Genomic DNA, 19,112 nt, shown 5'->3' with positions numbered 1-19,112 from the left:
GTTGGTAAATATTTCTTCACTACATTACAGACAGAAAGGAATCGACAAACTATGAAAAAATACCTTGCCGGTCTTGCGGCAGTGTCTGTAGCAGGAGGAGCAGCACCTACACTTGATAGCGTTCAAGCTGCCCCTGAACAAAACGCACAAAAAGCTGCTACACAAACTGTCCAAGCTTCCGCATCAAACAGTTCATCTTATACAGTAAATGCTGACGTATTACACGTTCGTGCAGGATCAAGTACCTCTCACGACATCATCTCTCGCGTTTATAATGGTCAATCATTAAACGTAATTGGAGAAGAAAATGGTTGGTTCAAAATTAACCATAATGGGAAAACAGGTTATGTTAGTGGTGAATTTGTATCAAAAAATGAGGAAAAAACAAATAACAATGTAAGTACAGGTGGAAAAAATAAAGTTACTGCCGATGTATTACGTGTACGTACAGCTCCTAACACTTCTAGTGCTATTTCAGGCCGTGTGTATGAAGGACAAACTTTAAACGTTATCGGTCAAGAAAATGGTTGGGTAAAAATCAAACATAACGGACAAGTAGGTTATGTGAGTGGCGAATTTGTATCTGGCGTTTCTTCAAATGGGGGCTCTACAAACAATAACGACCAAACAAATGTACAACCAGCAAGCGGAAACTATACAGTAAACGTATCTTCCCTTCGCGTTCGTACAGGTCCTAGCACTTCTCATACAACTATAGGTTCTGTTAAGAAAGGACAAGTAGTACAAGTTGTAGGCGAAGTTCAAGATTGGTTCAAAATCAATTATGCAGGACAAACAGCTTACTTAAGCAAAGACTACGTAACAAAAGGCGGTTCTAACGAAAACGCCACGCAAGGTAACAACCAAGAACAAAACAATAATGTAACTGTTCAAACTGGTGGTACTTACGTTGTTAACGCAACATCTCTACGTGTTCGTACGGGCCCTGCTGCTTATCATAGTGTAATTGGCGGCGTGTTAAACGGTACTACTTTAAACGTAGTTGGATCTGAAAACGGCTGGTTTAAAGTGAACTACCAAGGAAAAACAGGCTATGTTAGTAGCGAGTTTGTAAAATTCGTTAAAGGTGGCACTGCTACTCCTGAACAACCTAGCCAAACAATCGGTGACTACTACATTAATGCTGCTGCACTGAATGTACGTAGCGGTGAAGGGACAAATTATAGAATCATAGGCGCACTTCCACAAGGACAGAAGGTTCAAGTAATCTCTGAAAACTCTGGATGGAGCAAAATTAACTACAACGGTCAAACTGGTTACATCGGAACACGTTTCCTATCTAAAACACCAGTTGGCGGTGCAGTAGATAATAAGCCTAACGACAACCAAAATAACAACCAAAACAATAACAACAATAATAATACAAACAATAATAGCGGTGACAGTTCTTCTCTACTTGCATACGCGAAATCTATGCAAGGCGTACCATACGTTTGGGGCGGTACTTCTGCTAACGGTGTTGACTGCAGTGGTTACATCTACCACGTATATAAGAAATTTGGTCATAACATTAGCCGCCAAAGTGTTGCAGGATATTGGAGTAGCTTACCACAAACTTCAAATCCACAGCCAGGTGACTTAATTTATTTCAAAGACACTTATAAAGCCGGTCCTTCTCACATGGGTATCTACCTTGGGGGCGGATCATTTATCCAATCTGGAGATAAAGGTGTCGCAATCGCTTCATTAAGTAACTCTTATTGGAGCAAGCATTTCTTAGGTTATACGAAAGCACCTTAAGTTATAGTTTCAGAGCCTTCTAGTTTACTAGAAGGCTCTTTTTTTGAAGGACTCAATATAAAGTGAAACTTTAATCAGTGGGTGTTTTGTCCATCCCCCACTGATTATTAGCCTTCACCAATTGGGCGTTTACGTGCTAAATCTCCCTCCATGCTCTCTCTACGGCAAAAATTATGCGTTCATTCTCCTATTTCATACACTATATTCCATAAAATTTTTTCGAAACGTATCACAATGCATATATTTCCACAAAAAAACATAACCTATTTCATGTCAATTCATTTTATATGTGTTTTTTCAAAGAATTTTCTTTTTATTTAAACTTTTCGTTAGACGTTTGACCTCCGATGTCCATTATGATAAGTTACTTAAGATGTTATATTCGCAAAAGTATAGACAACTGGTTTATACACTTTTTTTACTATGAGGAAGGAGCATACACTGCATGAATCTTTTATGGGGAATTGGCGGCGTGATTGGAGTATTAGCAATTGCTTTCTTACTATCTTCCAACCGCAAAGCTATTAATTGGCGCACAATTTTAATCGCGCTAGCATTACAAATGTCATTTTCATTTATCGTATTACGATGGGATGCTGGAAAAGCAGTTTTAAAATACGCTGCTGACGGCGTTCAAGGATTAATTAATTTTTCTTACGAGGGAATTAGGTTCGTTGCTGGGGATTTAGTCAACGCAAAAGGCCCTTGGGGATTTATCTTCGTGATTCAAGCACTACTTCCAATTGTATTTATTAGTTCATTAGTAGCAATCTTATATCATTTCGGTATTATGCAGAAATTCGTTAGTATCATTGGTGGTGCACTAAGTAAACTTCTTGGAACTTCGAAAGCAGAAAGCTTAAACTCAGTAACAACTGTATTTTTAGGACAAACTGAAGCTCCAATCTTAATCAAACCTTACTTAGCACGCTTAACTAACAGTGAATTCTTCACTATTATGGTAAGTGGTATGACAGCTGTTGCCGGATCAGTTCTTGTCGGTTATGCCGCAATGGGAATTCCGTTAGAACACTTATTAGCAGCAGCAATTATGGCAGCTCCATCAAGTTTATTAATTGCAAAAATAATTATGCCAGAAACAGAAAAAGTAGATAATAACGTTGAACTTTCTACAGAACGTGAAGACGCAAACGTTATTGATGCAGCTGCACGTGGTGCATCTGAAGGTATGCAACTTGTTATTAACGTAGCGGCAATGTTAATGGCTTTCATCGCATTAATCGCTTTATTAAATGGCCTATTAGGATGGGTTGGTTCTTGGTTCGATATTAAACTTAGCCTTGATTTAATCTTCGGTTACTTACTATCACCATTTGCGATCTTAATCGGGGTTTCTCCAAACGAAGCTATACAAGCAGCAAGCTTTATCGGTCAAAAACTTGCAATCAACGAATTCGTTGCATACGCAAACTTAGGACCACACATGGCAGATTTCTCTGCAAAAACAAATCTAATTTTAACATTTGCAATCTGTGGTTTTGCAAACTTCTCTTCTATCGCAATTCAATTAGGTGTAACAGGAACTTTAGCTCCCACTCGCCGTAAACAAATTGCACAATTAGGGATTAAAGCAGTTATCGCTGGTACACTAGCGAATTTCTTAAACGCAGCAGTTGCAGGTATGATGTTCCTATAATTTCATGTAAAATCTCCTCTTTTAAAGAGGAGATTTTTTTATATACTACAAATATAATTTTTACATACATCAAATACTTATATCTAGATGTATAGACAATGCGTTGCAATAATTAGTATATATCTCTATTTATTTTTTCTTGTAAAAAAGAGGGATACTATTTGATGTCGCACGCTTAAAAAGAATTCTAGCTACATAGTCCATTTCTGAATAGTTGCGCATACTACAAATATCCCACGCGAATTATCTTTAAGGAGGCAAGTTTCGTGAAAGATAAATCCTATAAAATCCTTTCTATGTGGATTTTACAAATTGTATTTTATTTTACTACTGTACATGTGACGAAATATGAGCACACGCTCATTTTTACAATTATATATGTCATCATAAATGTACTATTTCTATTTTTAACTGATAAAATCGCATTTGTTTTCTTCATATTGGGAACCATTATTTCGGTATTCTATTTGTTCTACCAAGCATGGCTTTACTTATGGAGTACATCAGATCAATGGGAATATATTATTACTCACTTCCTGATGGCAGCAAATTTCTTCATTGTATACATCTCAACCCATCTATTAAAAAAGGTTATACATGAAAATAAAGAGTTAACTGAACGTGTGAGAACATTAGAACAATATATTGGAGAGTCAAAATTATTAACAAGACAAGAATTCGAGAGACGCCAAGCCTTATTAACAACTGCAATGGACCGTCGTAATGAAACAGGCTTTATTATTTACTTTGACTTAACTTCCTTTAGTAAATATACGAAGGAAAGTGTTATGGACCGTGTAGCTTCATTATTAGTTGAGACTGTAAGAACTGATTTTGACCTTGCCGCTGAATACGACAATAGTACATTAGTCATTTTATTACAAAACACAAATGAAGCTGGTGCTGATATAGTAATAAACCGTCTACAGCCAAAAATGGAAAAATGGCTCTCAGCTGAGGCAATTCAAGACATTAAAATTACACGAGAACAAATCGCTACAAAAGGACCTACAGTATTATGATGACACTCGTTATACTTCTTTTATTCCTTCTGTTTTGCGTACTCGTATTTTGGATCAGCATCACATTTTCAATTAAATACGTACTTATTTTTACAGCCTTTCTATTCTCTGGCTTACTCGTTTACTACTCTTTCTTAACACTTGCAGGCTTAGTTCACCGAAATAGTAAACGAAAAGATCGTACACTAGAACATTATCCAAGCGTCGATATTTTAATACCTGCCCATAATGAAGGGGTCGTTATTAAAGATACTTTAGAAGCGATGGCGAAGATTGAATATCCAGGAAAACTAACTGTTTATTTATTAAACGATAACTCTCAAGATGAAACACCTGAAATCGGTGATGATTTTGACAAAGCTTATGCTCATATTCGTCACATTCGTGTACCGCCTGGTGAACCAAAAGGGAAATCACGTGTATTAAACTATGGCCTGAGTATTTCGGATGGTGAATATTTCTGTGTTTATGATGCAGATAACCAGCCTGAGCCACATGCTTTACGCATGCTTGTAGAACATGCTGAAACAATCCAGGATGCTGTTGGGGCTGTTGGACATGTTCGTACTGTAAATGAAAAAAGAAACTGGCTAACGCGAATGATTTCATTAGAATTTCAAATCTTCCAGCTCCTTATGCAATCTGGACGTTGGTTACTATTCCAAACCGGTTCACTGACAGGAACAAACATGCTTCTTCGTCGCTCTGCGTTAGAAGAACTTGGCGGTTATGACCCTTATGCAATTGCAGAAGATGCTGAATTAACATTACGAATTACACAAAAAGGCTACCTCCTACCAATCGTTCCGGAATCGATTACATGGGAGCAAGAACCAGAGCATTTAAAAATTCTTATTAAGCAACGTACACGTTGGCTCCAAGGGAATTTGTACATTTTAGAAAAAATGTTCTCGTCATTAAGTTTCTTTAAAGGAAAACTTCTCGTCCATTCCTTACAGCAAGCTTTAGTGTATGTCGTATTTTGGCTTTTCCTAATCATTTCGAATGTTTGGTTCGTAATTGGGTTACTTGGGATATTCCAGATTCAATATAGTATTCCACTACTATTTATGTGGTACGTCGCATATATTACATATGTTTCGCAATTATTTAGTGCACAAAGTGTCGAACGAACCTTTACACCGACTAATATTTTCATTAGTGTCATCATGTACTTTACGTACGCACAGCTCTTTACGTACTTATTCATTCGTAGCTTAATCTTATACTTACGTGCAAAGAGTAAGAAACAAGTCATCGGCTGGGATAAAACGGTTCGATTCAAAAAAGATAAATAATAAGCGCATCTCCCGCTTATTATTATTTTGTAAAATAAAAACAAGCACAGAGCGCCGTAAGCTCTGTGCTTATTTATTGCCGTATAAATTTATATATCAGACAATACCCCTTAGCTGAAAGTAATTTCACGTCCATCCCCCAACGAACGATCGACCTTCATTTATATACGAAAAAGTGATTGCTATTTTTGTAGAACCAATTGCTTCTCTTGCTGTTCTTTGCGCGTTTCAGTCTTAGGTTCCGTGCTTTCTTGGACACTACGATGTGCCACACGTTTCAAACAAATATGCTTCCACTTTCTTTCGTAACGTTTCATTATTCTAGATGTCCCCCTTGAATGCGATTTAAAACTATTTGAAATCGCTTACAGGAAATAATATAGCACATATAAATAAACGTGACAACACATTTCCGACAAATTTTTGTCAAAAATACGAATTGAATTCGTAAAATATCGAATGTTGTCGAAATATAGTGTTTTTCCTTTATATAAAAGGCATACTACTTATATAGTAATGTGTTTTATTTCCCTTATTTGTATGTAAAATCCCTTCTATAATAAAAAAGGGCTGATATAAAATCAGCCCTTTTCCTTCTATTATTTATGTTGTTTCGTACGCCCTTCTTTTTGCAACTCTTTAAATAGTGCTGCAATCATAAAGAAAATAACAAATACAAATGGGAATGCCGCAATAATCGACGCAGTTTGCAGTGCCTCTAATCCACCGACATACAATAAGGTCGAAGCTATCGCTGCTAGAATAATACCCCAAACCATTTTGATGCGATTTGGTGGGTTTAAACTACCATGTGTCGTTAACATCCCTAGAACAAACGTAGCAGAATCTGCTGATGTAATAAAGAATGTTGAAATAAGTAAAATAGCTAGGACAGATAAAGCCGGCCCCACGCCACCCATTTGGTCTAACATAGCAAACAATCCTACTTCTGTGCCCATTTCTTTAATTTGGTCATATACATTCGCCCCGTCGAACAATTCCATGTGAATACCTGTTCCTCCAAAAACAGAGAACCACAGTGCACCGATTATTGTTGGTACGAGTAACACACCGATAACAAACTCACGAATTGTACGTCCGCGTGATACACGAGCAATAAATGTACCTACGAATGGTGACCAAGCAATCCACCATGCCCAGTAGAAAATTGTCCATGACTGAATCCATTGATTTCCGTCTTCATTTAATGGACTTAATCGGAAACTCATGCTTGGCAATTCTTGAATGTATGAACCAATTGTTGAAGTAAAGTAATTCATAATAAAGTTTGTTGGGCCTGCAAATAATACAATTATCATAAGTGCAAACGCTAAAATAATATTCGTATTACTTAAATATTTAATTCCTTTATCGAGCCCTGTTTGTGCAGATAACATATAAAGAACTGTTACAATTCCGATAATTACTAACTGTGTCGTTAATGAGTTGGGAATGGATGTTAAATAACTAACACCACCTGCAATTTGCTTCGCCCCAAGTCCTAATGATGTCGCCACACCAAATACTGTCGCAAATACAGCTAGAACATCAAACATACGGGCAATACGGCCATGTTCACCGCCCTTAAATAGCGGACCCACTGTCGCACTAATTGTACTTGCCCTTCCTTTTCTAAATGTAAAATACGCGATACATAATGCTACAAGTGCATATAATCCCCACGGATGTAATCCCCAATGGAAAAATGAAAAACGAAGTGCAAGACGTGCACTCTCTTCAGTTGCACCCTCTCCAAACGGCGGTGTGTATAAATGATTCAACGGTTCTGCAACGCCCCAGAAAACCAAACCGATTCCCATGCCGGCACTAAATAACATAGCAAACCATGTCATATAACTATAATCCGGTTCATCATCATCTTTACCTAAACGAATCGAACCGTACTTAGAAACAATTAAGAAAATAGCAATTCCTAAGAAAATAGAAACGGAAATAATATAGAACCAACCAAACTTACTAACTAACGCAGCTTGAATTGCAGTCGTTACATTTCCTAAGCTACCTTTTCCAATAATAGATTCGGGAATAACCCCCCAAATTGTAAATACAATACATAATGTTAATGAGATAATAAATGTTTTCGTTAGTTTCCTCATCAAATCCCCCTTCGTATGTTTCATTTCTTGTAAATGACATAAATTCCGATATGTTAAATCGGATAGAAAACTATAGTTTTGCGGTGATTTTCTTTCGGCTCTCTTAGTTTTGCCTTCACCAATTAGAATTCTTATGGACAGCCTTACCTTCCGTATAACCTTTTCACTCTGCAAGAGCTATAAGATAGGAATACTACTGTCAAATTGTGTGAGAAAAATGCGGATGGGAAGAGATTTTCCCCAAAAAGGATGTGCTACAGATGTAAAAAAGGGCAGATTTGTTCTTTACAACCCTTTCTTCTTGTAACAATTATGCGGTTTTTGTGCTAGTATATAGCGCATGTTTATAACTTCACAAACGAGATGTTTATGTTTATATAACTATATTACCCATAAAACGGTAAAATACTCAAGGAGTGTAACTGTATAGTAATCATTACGTAACACTCCTGTAATATTTTTATTTACGCCGAAAAAAATATATTGCATTAAATATTTTGAATATAACTAGAAACCTAATAATGATATGGAATGAAAAACGCTTCTCTCTAATTCTAGCTATATTACAAAGTGTTAACGACTTATTACGAATGGTTTGTAATTGTGTGTTTTCCCCAAATCCGAAAAAATCTGTTGCTATAATGAGGACACGAAAACAAACGCAATGGAGGCTATCATGAAAAAATTAATTGGTATAGCAACAGCAGCAGTTTTTGGTCTTGGGATTTTCACATCATCTGCTAGCGCAGAAACTGTTGTAACAACAGACGTACTAAACGTACGAGAAAACCCTACTACGGAATCAAAAGTTGTCGGTAAATTACTAAATGGTTATAAATTAGATGTTCTAAATACAGAAAACGGATGGTCAAAAATCAAATTAGATGGTAAAGACGCATTCGTAAGTACAGAGTTTACAAAAAGCTCTTACTATGTAACAGCTAACGTATTAAATGTACGTGCTGAAGCGAACACAAACTCAGAAATTCTTGGAACGCTTAAGAAAGACGATATGATCGAAACAACGAACCAAGTACAAAATGAGTGGTTACAATTTGAATATAACGGGAAAACGGCTTATGTTCATGTTCCTTTCTTAACAGGTACAGCACCTGTTATTGAGAAACAAGAAACGCCTGCTCCTGCTAAAGCTGCAGCACCCGCTCAAACTCAAGCACCTGCACCAGTAAAAACAGCTGCTAAGCCTGCGGTGAAAGCTGCTCAAACTAGCGAGCCTTCTGGTGGTCGTGAGTTAACAGTTGAAGCTACAGCATATACAGCTCATCCGAGCGAAAACGGTGGCACATACGGCGGCCGTGTACTAACTGCAATGGGTCATGACCTAACAGCGAACCCAAACATGAAAATGATCGCTGTTGACCCGAAAGTAATCCCATTAGGATCTAAAGTATGGGTAGAAGGTTATGGAGAAGCAATCGCTGGAGATACTGGCGGTGCAATTAAAGGTAACCGTATCGACATTCTACTTGGATCAGATAGCGCTGCTCAAAAATGGGGACGCAAAACTGTTAAAGTGAAAATTTTAAAATAACCAATGACTGCTAAATTACAGCCGGTTCTCTTTATTGAGAGCTGGCTTTTATTTTTTATATAATACATATAAGGAGGTGACGTCCATGAATTTACAAGCAAAGGTAGACTGGGTCGGTACACCAAAACCGTACATATATAAAGATGATGTAACATATGATGCAATCGCAATTGACTTCTCACTCGCAAATGATGACAATCGCTATAAATTAATTGTGCTCAGCCATGAAGAAAATACACATTACAAAATCGTACAATATGGAATAAAACCAGGTTCCCAAAAGCCCTTTCCTATCGACATTCCATTCAAGCAAGGAATGCTACCGCTCATAGAACAAATATTAAATGATCCATATGTACAAGCGATATTAAAGCAAACACATTCCTAATTACAAAGAAAGACTATCTCCATTACAAGAGATAGTCTTTCCTATATTAACGAGTCGGACCAGATATTTCCTCTGATTTCAGCGTGTTATTTGCTCCAAGAGAATGGTACAATATCTTGCCATTTCCATTAACCGTAACGATATGTTCATTATTAAAACTTTTGAACTTAACAGAGCCATCACCGTAACGAATATGATACTCTTCATATGTCGTTACTTTATATTTCGTTTCACTTTGACGTTCTACATTACGAATATCCATCGTTAATAAATCTTCTGTAATTCCTTTTTTGTGTAGATATTGTAAGTATTCACGGTCCTCTTTATACGATTTCCCGCTCTTATCATAATCATTTTCAATTAAGCTAAAATCATTTAATGAAATTGCACGCACGTTATTATAAATATGATTTCGTACAAATTCACCAACTGCCGAGTTTGACGTTTCTTTCGGGAACTTTAAATAATATGTGCTTTGGTCTCCAACTTTGATGCTTTCAGATTTAATGATACCAAAATCAGCATTTTTCTCTAAATGTACTTCAACAGTTTCATCTGTCGGTACAGGACCAAGTTTATAGCTACCGTAACTTAATTTCCCACGTTTTTTACCGTTCACAAAAACAGTTGCGTCGCTTTCATCGGAAGAAATGGTTACATAATTTCCTTCAAGTGACAAATTCACTTCTACTGTCCCATTCTTTTCGTCTGCTAAATCTACTTCTTTTTCTGTCTCTAATTCAGCAAGTTCTGTCTTCGCCTTCGCCTTTACAACATAAGCACCTGGGAAGTATGGACCTAATTCTTTCGAGGTTTTATCACTAGAAAACTCTGTTTCTTTTTTATCATTCACATATATTTCAGCATTCTTTGCAGTTGTGCTAACACTCATGTAATAAGATTTCATGCTGAACTTATACTTCGGATATAAGAACCACTCTTTCCCGTCTTCTATAATTTGCCCATCTTTAAACGATGCTTTATCACTTGCTAACTTTTGATTTACTGTCTCTTTTTGTAAATAAGACAGTAATGCTTTATTGTACGAAGGATTATCCTTTAAATAACGTATGTACGCTTTAATATCTTCTGTCTTCACCTTTAAGCTTGGATCGTCTACTTTCAAAAACTCATCGATTGCATTCACATCTTTCTTTTGAAATGCTTCGATCATTGCATTTACTTGCTTTTCCTTCGAAAACTTGCTTGCACCGAATTTATATGCGCCAAACAAAATAGCAAAAACAATGACAAAACCTATAAGTAAAAACATGTTTTGCTTACTTTTCACTGGCTTTGTTTCTCTCTGCATTTCTGAACGAGAAGAAGCTGTTTGATCAGCAATTTCTTCTACTTTACTTCCACACTCAGGACAAAAGTTCAAATGGTCTGCGACCTGCTTTTTACAAGTTCCACAAAACTTCAATATGCTCTCCCCCTATTTCTTAGCTAATTTCATTCCAGTGAACGCCGCTACATATGTCACAATAAAACTAAACAAAGTTAAATATATAAATGAATTTTGCATAGATAGCACCGTGCCACTTGCCTCGAATACATTCATTACATTTCCAGACACATCAATTCGAAACTTAGAAATTATGTTCATTACAATCATCATAATTGTGTAAGAGCCACTACATACCGCTAGTGTAATATACATATTAGTAGTCGGTAATTCTGCTAATTTTCTACCTGCTCTAAACATAAGGAATAACGGAATCACAAGTAACAATAAACCATAATGGAATCCGCCATTTACTTCATCAACCTCAGCGATATCTTCCTGTGTTCCTCCTTGTGCAATCACTATATCTTTCATCCCAACTCCATTTACAGAAATGCCCGATACGAATGAAAATGCTAATTTGTTATCAACTGATTTCTTACTAATTCTTTTAAACTCATGATCAAATGCTGGACTTGATACTTCTAACGGAGAGAAATGAGCCATACTCCATAATTGAGGTGTTAATTCTAGTACTAATAATGCACCTTGCGTTTTTGAAGCTTCTATTCCTTTTAATGGTTCAACACTGTCTTCGTTACTTACTAATGCCATAGCTACAACGCACATTACTAACGCTGTCACTAAAAGTCCTTTTATCATAGATGAAATCCCATAATAAATAGCTGCTCCATATGGCATTAACTCTTGAAACGCTGCTGCCATATTATTTTTGCTTGTATGAACAATAAATCCTACTAAAGTGAATAACGTTCCACATACAAAACCACTTAGGAAACTCTTTACAGCCGAATAACCAACTGTTATCTTGCCTGCATCTGAGAATGGAATTATAAAAGATTGTGCTGCTACAAAGCTTATAATAAGTAAAAAGATCCCATATATAATACCGACTGTTGCTGCTACAAAGATTTGATCCTTAATCGTCTTCGCAACACGTTGTTTTCCTAACCATATTCCTGTACCAGCCAAAATAATGAATGGAACAATTAATAATAAAACGAATGGCGTATGCCAAGATAAAGATAACATCAATCCACTATCATCACCGGCTGTAAAACCAAGCAAATGATAATTTAATAAGGTAGAAGTTGCGCTTGCATAAAATCTTGGTAGCATTTCCAGTTCTTTCGTAAGATTGCTAAACATCTCACTTAATATAGGAGCAAATAATAAACTTCCAATCCAACCGGCAACTAACATGAGAACACTTGCAATAGCCCCACCAATAAAGCCTGTTTTTAAAACTGCTTTATCTACTGTAAATGCAACTTTCGGAGCACTACCCATCGTAGGTAACTTTACAATTTGTTCTTTTTCCTTAACAACAAATAAAGAATGCCCACACTTTTGACAATATAAATTTTGCTGAGCATTTTCATTACCGCAACCTCTGCAATATTTAGCAGTATCTCGATCTAATGTTACTGTATCTACTGCCCCCGCAATCTCCATACTTCCTTCATTAGGACAATAATTCACTTCTTCACCATGTTGTTTTCCGCACGTACGACAATACATCTTATTCACTCCCTACTTTGCTTAATTCCACAAACCGGGCAGTAAGTAGCGTTTTTATCAATATACTCATTACATCTAATACAATTTTCCTGTTCACTATTACTTTCTACCGCTAACATCGGGTTAGGGTTTCCACATGAACCACAGAACCTATCATTTATTGATAAAGGCCCACCACATTCACAAGTAGCTTTCTCGCCTTGTTGTTTTTGCAATTCAACGATGCGTTTTCTCGCTTGATAAATAGCAACATCAAACTCTTGAATTGGAGAAATCATTTCTTTTAAACTCGCTTCATTTACTCCATTTCCTCTTAGTTGAACATATACCTGTTGTCCAAGTTCTAATAAAACTCCTGCTTTTTTCTGCATTTGCACTTGTATTCCTTTTTTCAATTGGGCAATTTCTTGTGCAATTTGCAACTTCTGCTTTCCTTGTTCTATTCCCTCTTGTAACTTATTCATTCCACTACCTAATTTCGTCTGTAAATCTGACAAGTTGACTCTCTCTCTATAAATATATGGTAATATACAAAATTAACTTTATATATATTACCATGATTTTCTAATTGTGTAATTAGAATTTCATTTTTTCTGTTTTGAGCATTTTTTGTTTATAATGGTAAAGGAAAGAAATCTGTGTACGGAGGAATATTATGCTGCAACACTCAATTACGAAAGATGAAATTATGATGATTGCGAATGAGTTCGTTCAAGGGCTTGATCCGCAGCAAGTTGCTGATCAGGAGCATGTCGCTACAGCTCGGCACCTATATCGTAGTGGTGTTGTCTATAACGTTGACTTTGATGGCTATACGCTATCAGGAACTGTAGATGCTGAAGGCAGTGTATATAGCGTTCACATCCCGATTCGTAATGTCGCTGAAAGCTATTGCGATTGCTTCGCGCCAACGCAATGTGAGCACATGCTTGCTGTGTTACTATCTGCAGCTTCAAGTTTTGGGCAGGTAGGAGATGTATTAACTTTATTTAAAAATAATACGAAACCTTCTCTTCCTCCTATTCGAACTGCACGACAAGTATTGCAATCATCAGCTTTTGAAGAAATGGATTACAAAAGTTGGTACACGTACTTTGAAAATGAATTTGAATCATTTAAAAAAGAACAAGCTCGGCTCACTTATAAACAAATGTATTTTCTTATGAGTCTTTTTACAGACTTCTATACAAAATTAGAACGGAAAGCTCCGCGCGTCATTGCAATTCATGAATTATTTAAGTTGCACGCGGCACTTTATTGCTTTCAAAAATTATTAGAAGAAATTCAAGAATTTGAAGCAAACAAACTATATTCTTATCACCAACCAGTTAACGTCGTTCGTCTATTCGTTGATAAAGTTGAATCTATCGTTAGAGACCTAAAAACAGAAGCGATTCCTGCAGAATCCGAACCGATTTTACAAGAAACAGCTCGGCTCGCACATGAAGTATTCTTCTCTACCGATTCCTATACACAAGAACGATTCTTCATTTATCGTCACATATGGGGTGAACTGTTAAGAACAGAAGAGCAGCTACAAGAAGAAGAAAAACGAATCGATACTAAAATTAATCCACTTTCTAAAGCATTAGCATCTTCTCATCTGCTCTTTTTAAATAATGAAGACTTATCGGCAATGGAATTACTCAAAAAACAGCCTGCTTCTGTTGTAAGCCTTTATTTTTATTGGTTAGAAGAGTTATTAAGTGCGATGCAGTGGGATCGTGCTAAAAACTGGCTTTCCTTTACGTATAAACAAGTAAAGAAAACAATACTTGAACAAGAGAATACCGTCTTCATACAAGATATCGTTCGGTTATTTGTAATGATGTATGAAACTTATGCAACGCATACGAATGAACAAGCGGGATTAGAAATGATTTTACAAGAACTATTACCGTATAGTTTCACGAATTATGAGCAATACGTACTAGCGAAGAAACAATACCGTGCATGGACAGAACTTCAGCTCTTATATGGATTCGAGGTAATCGAACTTTTGAAAGAACCATTGAAAGATATTGAAAAAGAAGCGCCCGAAGCAGCACTTCCTCTTTATCACCATGCCGCAATGGAAGCAATTGAAGAGCGAAATCGCAAATCATATAAACGTGCTGTTCGTTACTTAAAGAAATTACGTATGCTTTATAAACGACTAAAGCGAACTGATGAATGGGATGCTTTCATTATTCATATCGCTAACTTACATTCACGTCTGCGTGCACTACAAGAGGAATTACGGAGAGGAAAATTAATCGATGATCATACAAACTGAAGTAACAATTAGGCTCCAGCACGTTAGTCAAGGTTGGTTCCTTTGGGGAGAAGATGATAGCGGTACGCTCTTGTCCGTAGCAACTTGGAAAAAAAATGCATTCGCATGGCACTCTACTTCTTTCTATGGCACGTTTCTAAAAGAAGCAACGTATGACGGAAAAAAAGGCGTTATGCTAACGAATGTGCAAGCATTTGAATACATTGCAAATAAACCGATGAACTCATTTGCAAATATGCAAATGAACGGTCCTATTACAGCACTTACAAAGGATGCAAATGAATTATGGGACGCTTTCGTAAGTGGAAGCTTCGTACCCGACATGGAGCGTTGGTCTCATCAGCCATCTTGGATTGTTAAGAATACAACAATTGAAGATGACACGTTAGCATCACTTTTCAATTCAGCGGTGAACGAAAGTATTTTGCAAGATAGTCGCTCAAATGATGGCTGGGAAGATGCAAAGAGACTATATGAACATTACGACTTTACGAAAAGACAATTGGAAGCAGCACTACATGAAGAAGATTGGCTTCGAAAAATTGGTTACATTGAAGATGATCTTCCATTTACAGTTGGCTTAAGACTACAAGAACCACAAGAAGAATTTGAAATGTGGAAGCTCGAAACAATCGTTACGCCAAAACGTGGTGCGCATCGCATATATGTATATGAAAGTATCGATTCCTTGCCAAAACGATGGCACGATTACGAAGAACGTATTCTTGAAACACAAGAAGGATTCAGTAAGCTCGTACCGTGGCTAAAAGAGGACGACAAGTTCCGAGAAGAACTCTTTGAAACGGAAGCTTGGAACTTCTTAACCGAAGCAAGTAATGAATTACTCGCAGCAGGTATTACAATTTTACTACCATCATGGTGGCAAAATTTAAAAGTAACAAAACCGAAGTTACGTGTACAGCTAAAGCAAAGTACAGCGCAAACGCAGTCTTTCTTCGGTATGAATACACTCGTTAATTTCGACTGGCGCATCTCAACGGACGGGATTGATTTATCAGAAAGCGAATTTTTCGAACTTGTTGAGCAGAACAAACGTCTTTTCAATTTAAATGGTCAATGGATGAGACTTGATCCTGCCTTTATTGAAGAAGTAAAAAAACTAATGAACCGTGCAGATAAATATGGACTAGAAATGAAAGACGTTCTACAGCAACATTTATCTAGCACGGCGGAAACGGAAATTGTAGAAGACGATAGCCCATTTACCGATATTGAAATCGAGCTAGATGGATATTATGAAGAGCTTTTCCAAAAACTTCTGCACATTGGAGATATTCCAAAGGTGGATGTACCTTCTTCACTACAAGCGACACTTCGCCCGTACCAACAACACGGTATTGAGTGGTTACTATATTTACGGAAGCTTGGATTTGGAGCATTACTAGCCGATGATATGGGGCTCGGAAAAAGCATCCAGACGATAGCTTACTTACTATATGCTAAAGAAAACAATCTCCAAACAGGCCCTGCATTAATTGTGGCGCCAACATCAGTTCTTGGAAATTGGCAAAAAGAATTTGAGCGTTTTGCACCAAATTTACGTGTTCAGTTACATTACGGAGGTAACCGAGATAAGGGCGATTCATTTAAAGACTTTCTTCAATCAGCAGATGTTGTATTAACTTCTTATGCATTAGCTCAGCTTGATGAGGAAGAATTAGGTACGTTATGCTGGGACGCTGTTATTTTAGACGAAGCACAAAATATAAAAAACCCACATACGAAACAGTCGAAAGCAGTAAGAAATCTACAAGCAAATCACAAAATTGCTTTAACCGGTACACCGATGGAAAACCGACTTGCTGAGCTTTGGTCTATTTTCGACTTTATCAATCATGGATATCTAGGAAGCTTAGGACAATTCCAGCGCCGCTTCGTCACACCAATTGAAAAGGACCGTGATGCAGGAAAAATTCAGCAAGTACAACGATTTATCTCGCCATTTTTACTGCGTCGTACGAAGAAGGATCAAACAGTCGCATTAAACTTACCAGATAAACAAGAACAGAAAGCTTACTGCCCACTAACTGGCGAACAAGCTTCTTTATACGAACAACTTGTTCAAGATACGTTACAAAATGTCGAAGGATTAAGCGGAATTGAGCGTCGTGGATTTATATTACTTATGCTGAATAAATTAAAACAAATTTGTAACCACCCTGCCCTTTATTTGAAAGAAGCAGAGCCGCAGAACATCGTCGAACGTTCTATGAAAACGGGAACGTTAATGGAACTAATTGAGAATATAAAAGATCAAAACGAAAGTTGTTTAATCTTTACTCAATATATCGGCATGGGTAATATGCTAAAAAGTGTATTAGAAGAAACATTCGGTCAGCGCGTCCTCTTCTTAAATGGTAGTGTACCGAAGAAAGAGCGTGACAAGATGATTGAACAGTTCCAAAACGGAACGTATGATATTTTCATCTTATCGTTAAAAGCTGGCGGAACAGGATTAAACTTAACTGCTGCCAACCATGTTATTCACTATGACCGTTGGTGGAACCCAGCTGTAGAAAACCAAGCAACAGACCGTGCATATCGGATTGGTCAAAAACGCTTCGTTCACGTTCATAAACTTATTACAACGGGAACACTAGAAGAAAAAATCGATGAAATGTTAGAACGAAAACAATCACTAAACAACGCCGTCATTACAAGCGATAGTTGGATGACCGAGCTATCGACAGACGAACTAAAAGAATTACTTGGTGTATAAAGTGCAACTTTATTCAGTGAGGGGCTTGTTCATTCCCCACTGATTATTAGTCCACACCAATCGTTTTTTTACGGGCAGCAAGGCTCCCACAAATAGCGGGATAAACAAAAAAAGGAGCAATCTCTAAATGAGATTAGCTCCTTTTTCTATGCCAAAACCAATTACTTATTATAATTCCTGTTAACCCGCCGCACGTATCAAGCAATGAATCCTGCCACATCGGTGTACGGCCTCCTGTTAACCCTTGATGAATTTCATCAAATATTGCATATCCCGCAACGAAAAGAAGTGCGTATATAAAGCACCTTTTTCTCGAATAACCAGATTTATAAAAAGCATAATACGTCAATGAGCCGAGTATAAAGAACACCGTAAAATGAGCACCTTTACGAAGGAAAAACTCGATAAAACCACCTACACCTTTATTTGCGATACTAACAGGTGTACCTCCGCCATAATCGATAGATACCCCTGAAAAATGCTCTTTCACAAACTCAACATTTGCGGATTGCTCAATATCCGAGCGCATATCCTGTTTTTTATATGGCTGTGCTGAGGAATAGAAAATAATCCCCATCCATAATAATACAGGAATCCAAAATAACCATTTACGATTCATTCTTCCGAAAGCTCCTCTCTTGCTCTTTTAAGAGTATCAAAAAAAAGAAAAAATTTCACGCCAAAACATGACATTTACCCCCTATTTATAAAGTGAAAGGGGGTGATAAACATGACAGTTGAAACAATCGTAATGGATTTAACTTTACGTCTCCTATTAAACGGAGGATTAGACAAAAACGGTAAAACAGTTTTTAAGAACAAGCAATTCAAACGTGTGAAAACAAACGCAGATTTAGGAAAAACCAAGAGGATACTGTGCTTGAGGATTGGTCAATTCCGCTACCATTTTGACCAAACAGCTTTACTGCCATCACTCCGGGAGATAACGTAACCATATGTTACCTTCTACTCTTTCACAAGCTGACACCTTAATTTACAGCTAACTCCCCTACACCTTTCTATCTACAACGAATTCAGCCCAGTCTATAGCCAATTAACTCTGTCTACAACACTATCAGTCTCGTCTATCAAAGCATCAGCTTCGTTTTATGAATAATCAGTCTCGTCTATCAAAGCGTCAGCTTCGTCTTATGAACAATCAGTCTCGTCTATCAAAGTATCAGCTTCGTCTTATGAACAATCAGTCTCGTCTATCAAAGCGTCAGCTTCGTCTTATGAACAATCAGTCTCGTCTATCAAAGCGTCAGCTTCGTCTTATGAACAATCAGTCTCGTCTATCAAAGCGTCAGCTT

14 protein-coding genes and 1 pseudogene are annotated in these 19,112 nt (G+C 37.1%); 10 read left to right on the top strand and 5 right to left on the bottom strand.

Features of this window, described 5'->3' with window-relative positions:
- Nucleotides 1-51: 51 nt before the first annotated feature.
- From MR065_RS22785 to MR065_RS22770, 4 genes are all read left to right on the top strand, one after another.
- Entirely contained in the window at nt 52-1,761 is a 1,710-nt protein-coding gene (locus MR065_RS22785; protein ID WP_242215156.1) for a C40 family peptidase, read from the top strand.
- Nucleotides 1,762-2,206: 445 nt separating this feature from the next.
- The gene (locus tag MR065_RS22780; RefSeq protein ID WP_242215155.1) at nt 2,207-3,418 is read left to right on the top strand and encodes a NupC/NupG family nucleoside CNT transporter; all 1,212 of its coding nucleotides are present in this window, start codon (nt 2,207-2,209) and stop codon (nt 3,416-3,418) included.
- A gap of 266 nt (nt 3,419-3,684) precedes the next feature.
- Entirely contained in the window at nt 3,685-4,440 is a 756-nt protein-coding gene (locus tag MR065_RS22775; RefSeq protein WP_242215154.1) for an MreC domain-containing protein, read from the top strand.
- Nucleotides 4,437-5,738, top strand: a complete 1,302-nt coding sequence (locus MR065_RS22770) for a glycosyltransferase family 2 protein (RefSeq protein WP_242215153.1) — start codon at nt 4,437-4,439, stop codon at nt 5,736-5,738. Before MR065_RS22775 ends, MR065_RS22770 begins: the two co-directional genes overlap by 4 nt.
- Nucleotides 5,739-6,337: 599 nt before the next feature.
- Here MR065_RS22770 and opuD read toward each other — a convergent pair.
- Nucleotides 6,338-7,855: a glycine betaine transporter OpuD gene (opuD, locus tag MR065_RS22765; protein WP_242215152.1), complete on the bottom strand. Its 1,518-nt coding sequence runs from the start codon at nt 7,853-7,855 to the stop codon at nt 6,338-6,340.
- A 676-nt stretch (nt 7,856-8,531) separates the two neighbouring features.
- Here opuD and MR065_RS22760 point away from each other — a divergent pair.
- Nucleotides 8,532-9,407 carry a cell wall-binding protein EntA gene (locus MR065_RS22760; protein WP_242215151.1) on the top strand — a complete coding sequence of 292 codons (876 nt, stop codon included), beginning with the start codon at nt 8,532-8,534 and terminating at the stop codon, nt 9,405-9,407.
- 85 nt (nt 9,408-9,492) lie between these two features.
- A complete protein-coding gene (locus tag MR065_RS22755) occupies nt 9,493-9,795 on the top strand; it encodes a DUF3910 family protein (protein ID WP_242215150.1) in 303 nt (100 codons plus the stop codon).
- Nucleotides 9,796-9,841: 46 nt separating this feature from the next.
- Here the strand turns inward: MR065_RS22755 and MR065_RS22750 are convergent, their stop codons facing one another.
- From MR065_RS22750 to MR065_RS22740, 3 genes are read right to left on the bottom strand one after another with little or no spacing between them, the layout of a single operon-like run.
- A complete protein-coding gene (locus MR065_RS22750) occupies nt 9,842-11,221 on the bottom strand; it encodes a zinc ribbon domain-containing protein (RefSeq protein WP_242215149.1) in 1,380 nt (459 codons plus the stop codon).
- A 12-nt stretch (nt 11,222-11,233) separates the two neighbouring features.
- Nucleotides 11,234-12,784, bottom strand: a complete 1,551-nt coding sequence (locus MR065_RS22745) for a zinc ribbon domain-containing protein (protein WP_242215148.1) — start codon at nt 12,782-12,784, stop codon at nt 11,234-11,236.
- A 5-nt stretch (nt 12,785-12,789) separates the two neighbouring features.
- Entirely contained in the window at nt 12,790-13,281 is a 492-nt protein-coding gene (locus tag MR065_RS22740; RefSeq protein ID WP_242215147.1) for a zinc ribbon domain-containing protein, read from the bottom strand.
- Nucleotides 13,282-13,439: 158 nt separating this feature from the next.
- Here MR065_RS22740 and MR065_RS22735 point away from each other — a divergent pair, with 158 nt between their 5' ends.
- Nucleotides 13,440-15,059: an SWIM zinc finger family protein gene (locus MR065_RS22735; RefSeq protein WP_242215146.1), complete on the top strand. Its 1,620-nt coding sequence runs from the start codon at nt 13,440-13,442 to the stop codon at nt 15,057-15,059.
- Nucleotides 15,043-17,799 (top strand): DEAD/DEAH box helicase, encoded by a 2,757-nt coding sequence (locus MR065_RS22730; protein ID WP_242215145.1) that lies wholly within the window; start codon nt 15,043-15,045, stop codon nt 17,797-17,799. The genes MR065_RS22735 and MR065_RS22730 overlap by 17 nt, the downstream gene beginning before the upstream one ends.
- A 133-nt stretch (nt 17,800-17,932) precedes the next feature.
- Here the strand turns inward: MR065_RS22730 and MR065_RS22725 are convergent, their stop codons facing one another.
- Nucleotides 17,933-18,418: a VanZ family protein gene (locus tag MR065_RS22725; protein WP_002191198.1), complete on the bottom strand. Its 486-nt coding sequence runs from the start codon at nt 18,416-18,418 to the stop codon at nt 17,933-17,935.
- Nucleotides 18,419-18,529: 111 nt separating this feature from the next.
- On the opposite strand from MR065_RS22725, the pseudogene MR065_RS27790 reads away from it, so the two are divergent.
- Nucleotides 18,530-18,673 (top strand): annotated as a pseudogene (locus MR065_RS27790) (DUF1659 domain-containing protein); the annotation flags it as partial.
- 235 nt (nt 18,674-18,908) lie between these two features.
- Nucleotides 18,909-19,112 (top strand): hypothetical protein (locus MR065_RS22715; RefSeq protein ID WP_242215143.1); only part of this gene is annotated, 204 nt, incomplete at its 3' end.

Source organism: Bacillus cereus group sp. BfR-BA-01383 (genome assembly GCF_022663495.1).
GTDB lineage: Bacteria > Bacillota > Bacilli > Bacillales > Bacillaceae_G > Bacillus_A > Bacillus_A cereus_AU.
This window is presented reverse-complemented; position numbering and strand designations above follow the sequence as displayed.

Coding starts and splice junctions, on each gene's coding strand:
- MR065_RS22785 (WP_242215156.1), top strand. CDS start 52: ATGAAAAAATACCTTGCCGGTCTTGCGGCAGTGTCTGTAGCAGGAGGA.
- MR065_RS22780 (WP_242215155.1), top strand. CDS start 2,207: ATGAATCTTTTATGGGGAATTGGCGGCGTGATTGGAGTATTAGCAATT.
- MR065_RS22770 (WP_242215153.1), top strand. CDS start 4,437: ATGATGACACTCGTTATACTTCTTTTATTCCTTCTGTTTTGCGTACTC.
- opuD (WP_242215152.1), bottom strand. CDS start 7,855: ATGAGGAAACTAACGAAAACATTTATTATCTCATTAACATTATGTATT.
- MR065_RS22760 (WP_242215151.1), top strand. CDS start 8,532: ATGAAAAAATTAATTGGTATAGCAACAGCAGCAGTTTTTGGTCTTGGG.
- MR065_RS22755 (WP_242215150.1), top strand. CDS start 9,493: ATGAATTTACAAGCAAAGGTAGACTGGGTCGGTACACCAAAACCGTAC.
- MR065_RS22745 (WP_242215148.1), bottom strand. CDS start 12,784: ATGTATTGTCGTACGTGCGGAAAACAACATGGTGAAGAAGTGAATTAT.
- MR065_RS22735 (WP_242215146.1), top strand. CDS start 13,440: ATGCTGCAACACTCAATTACGAAAGATGAAATTATGATGATTGCGAAT.
- MR065_RS22730 (WP_242215145.1), top strand. CDS start 15,043: ATGATCATACAAACTGAAGTAACAATTAGGCTCCAGCACGTTAGTCAA.
- MR065_RS22725 (WP_002191198.1), bottom strand. CDS start 18,418: ATGAATCGTAAATGGTTATTTTGGATTCCTGTATTATTATGGATGGGG.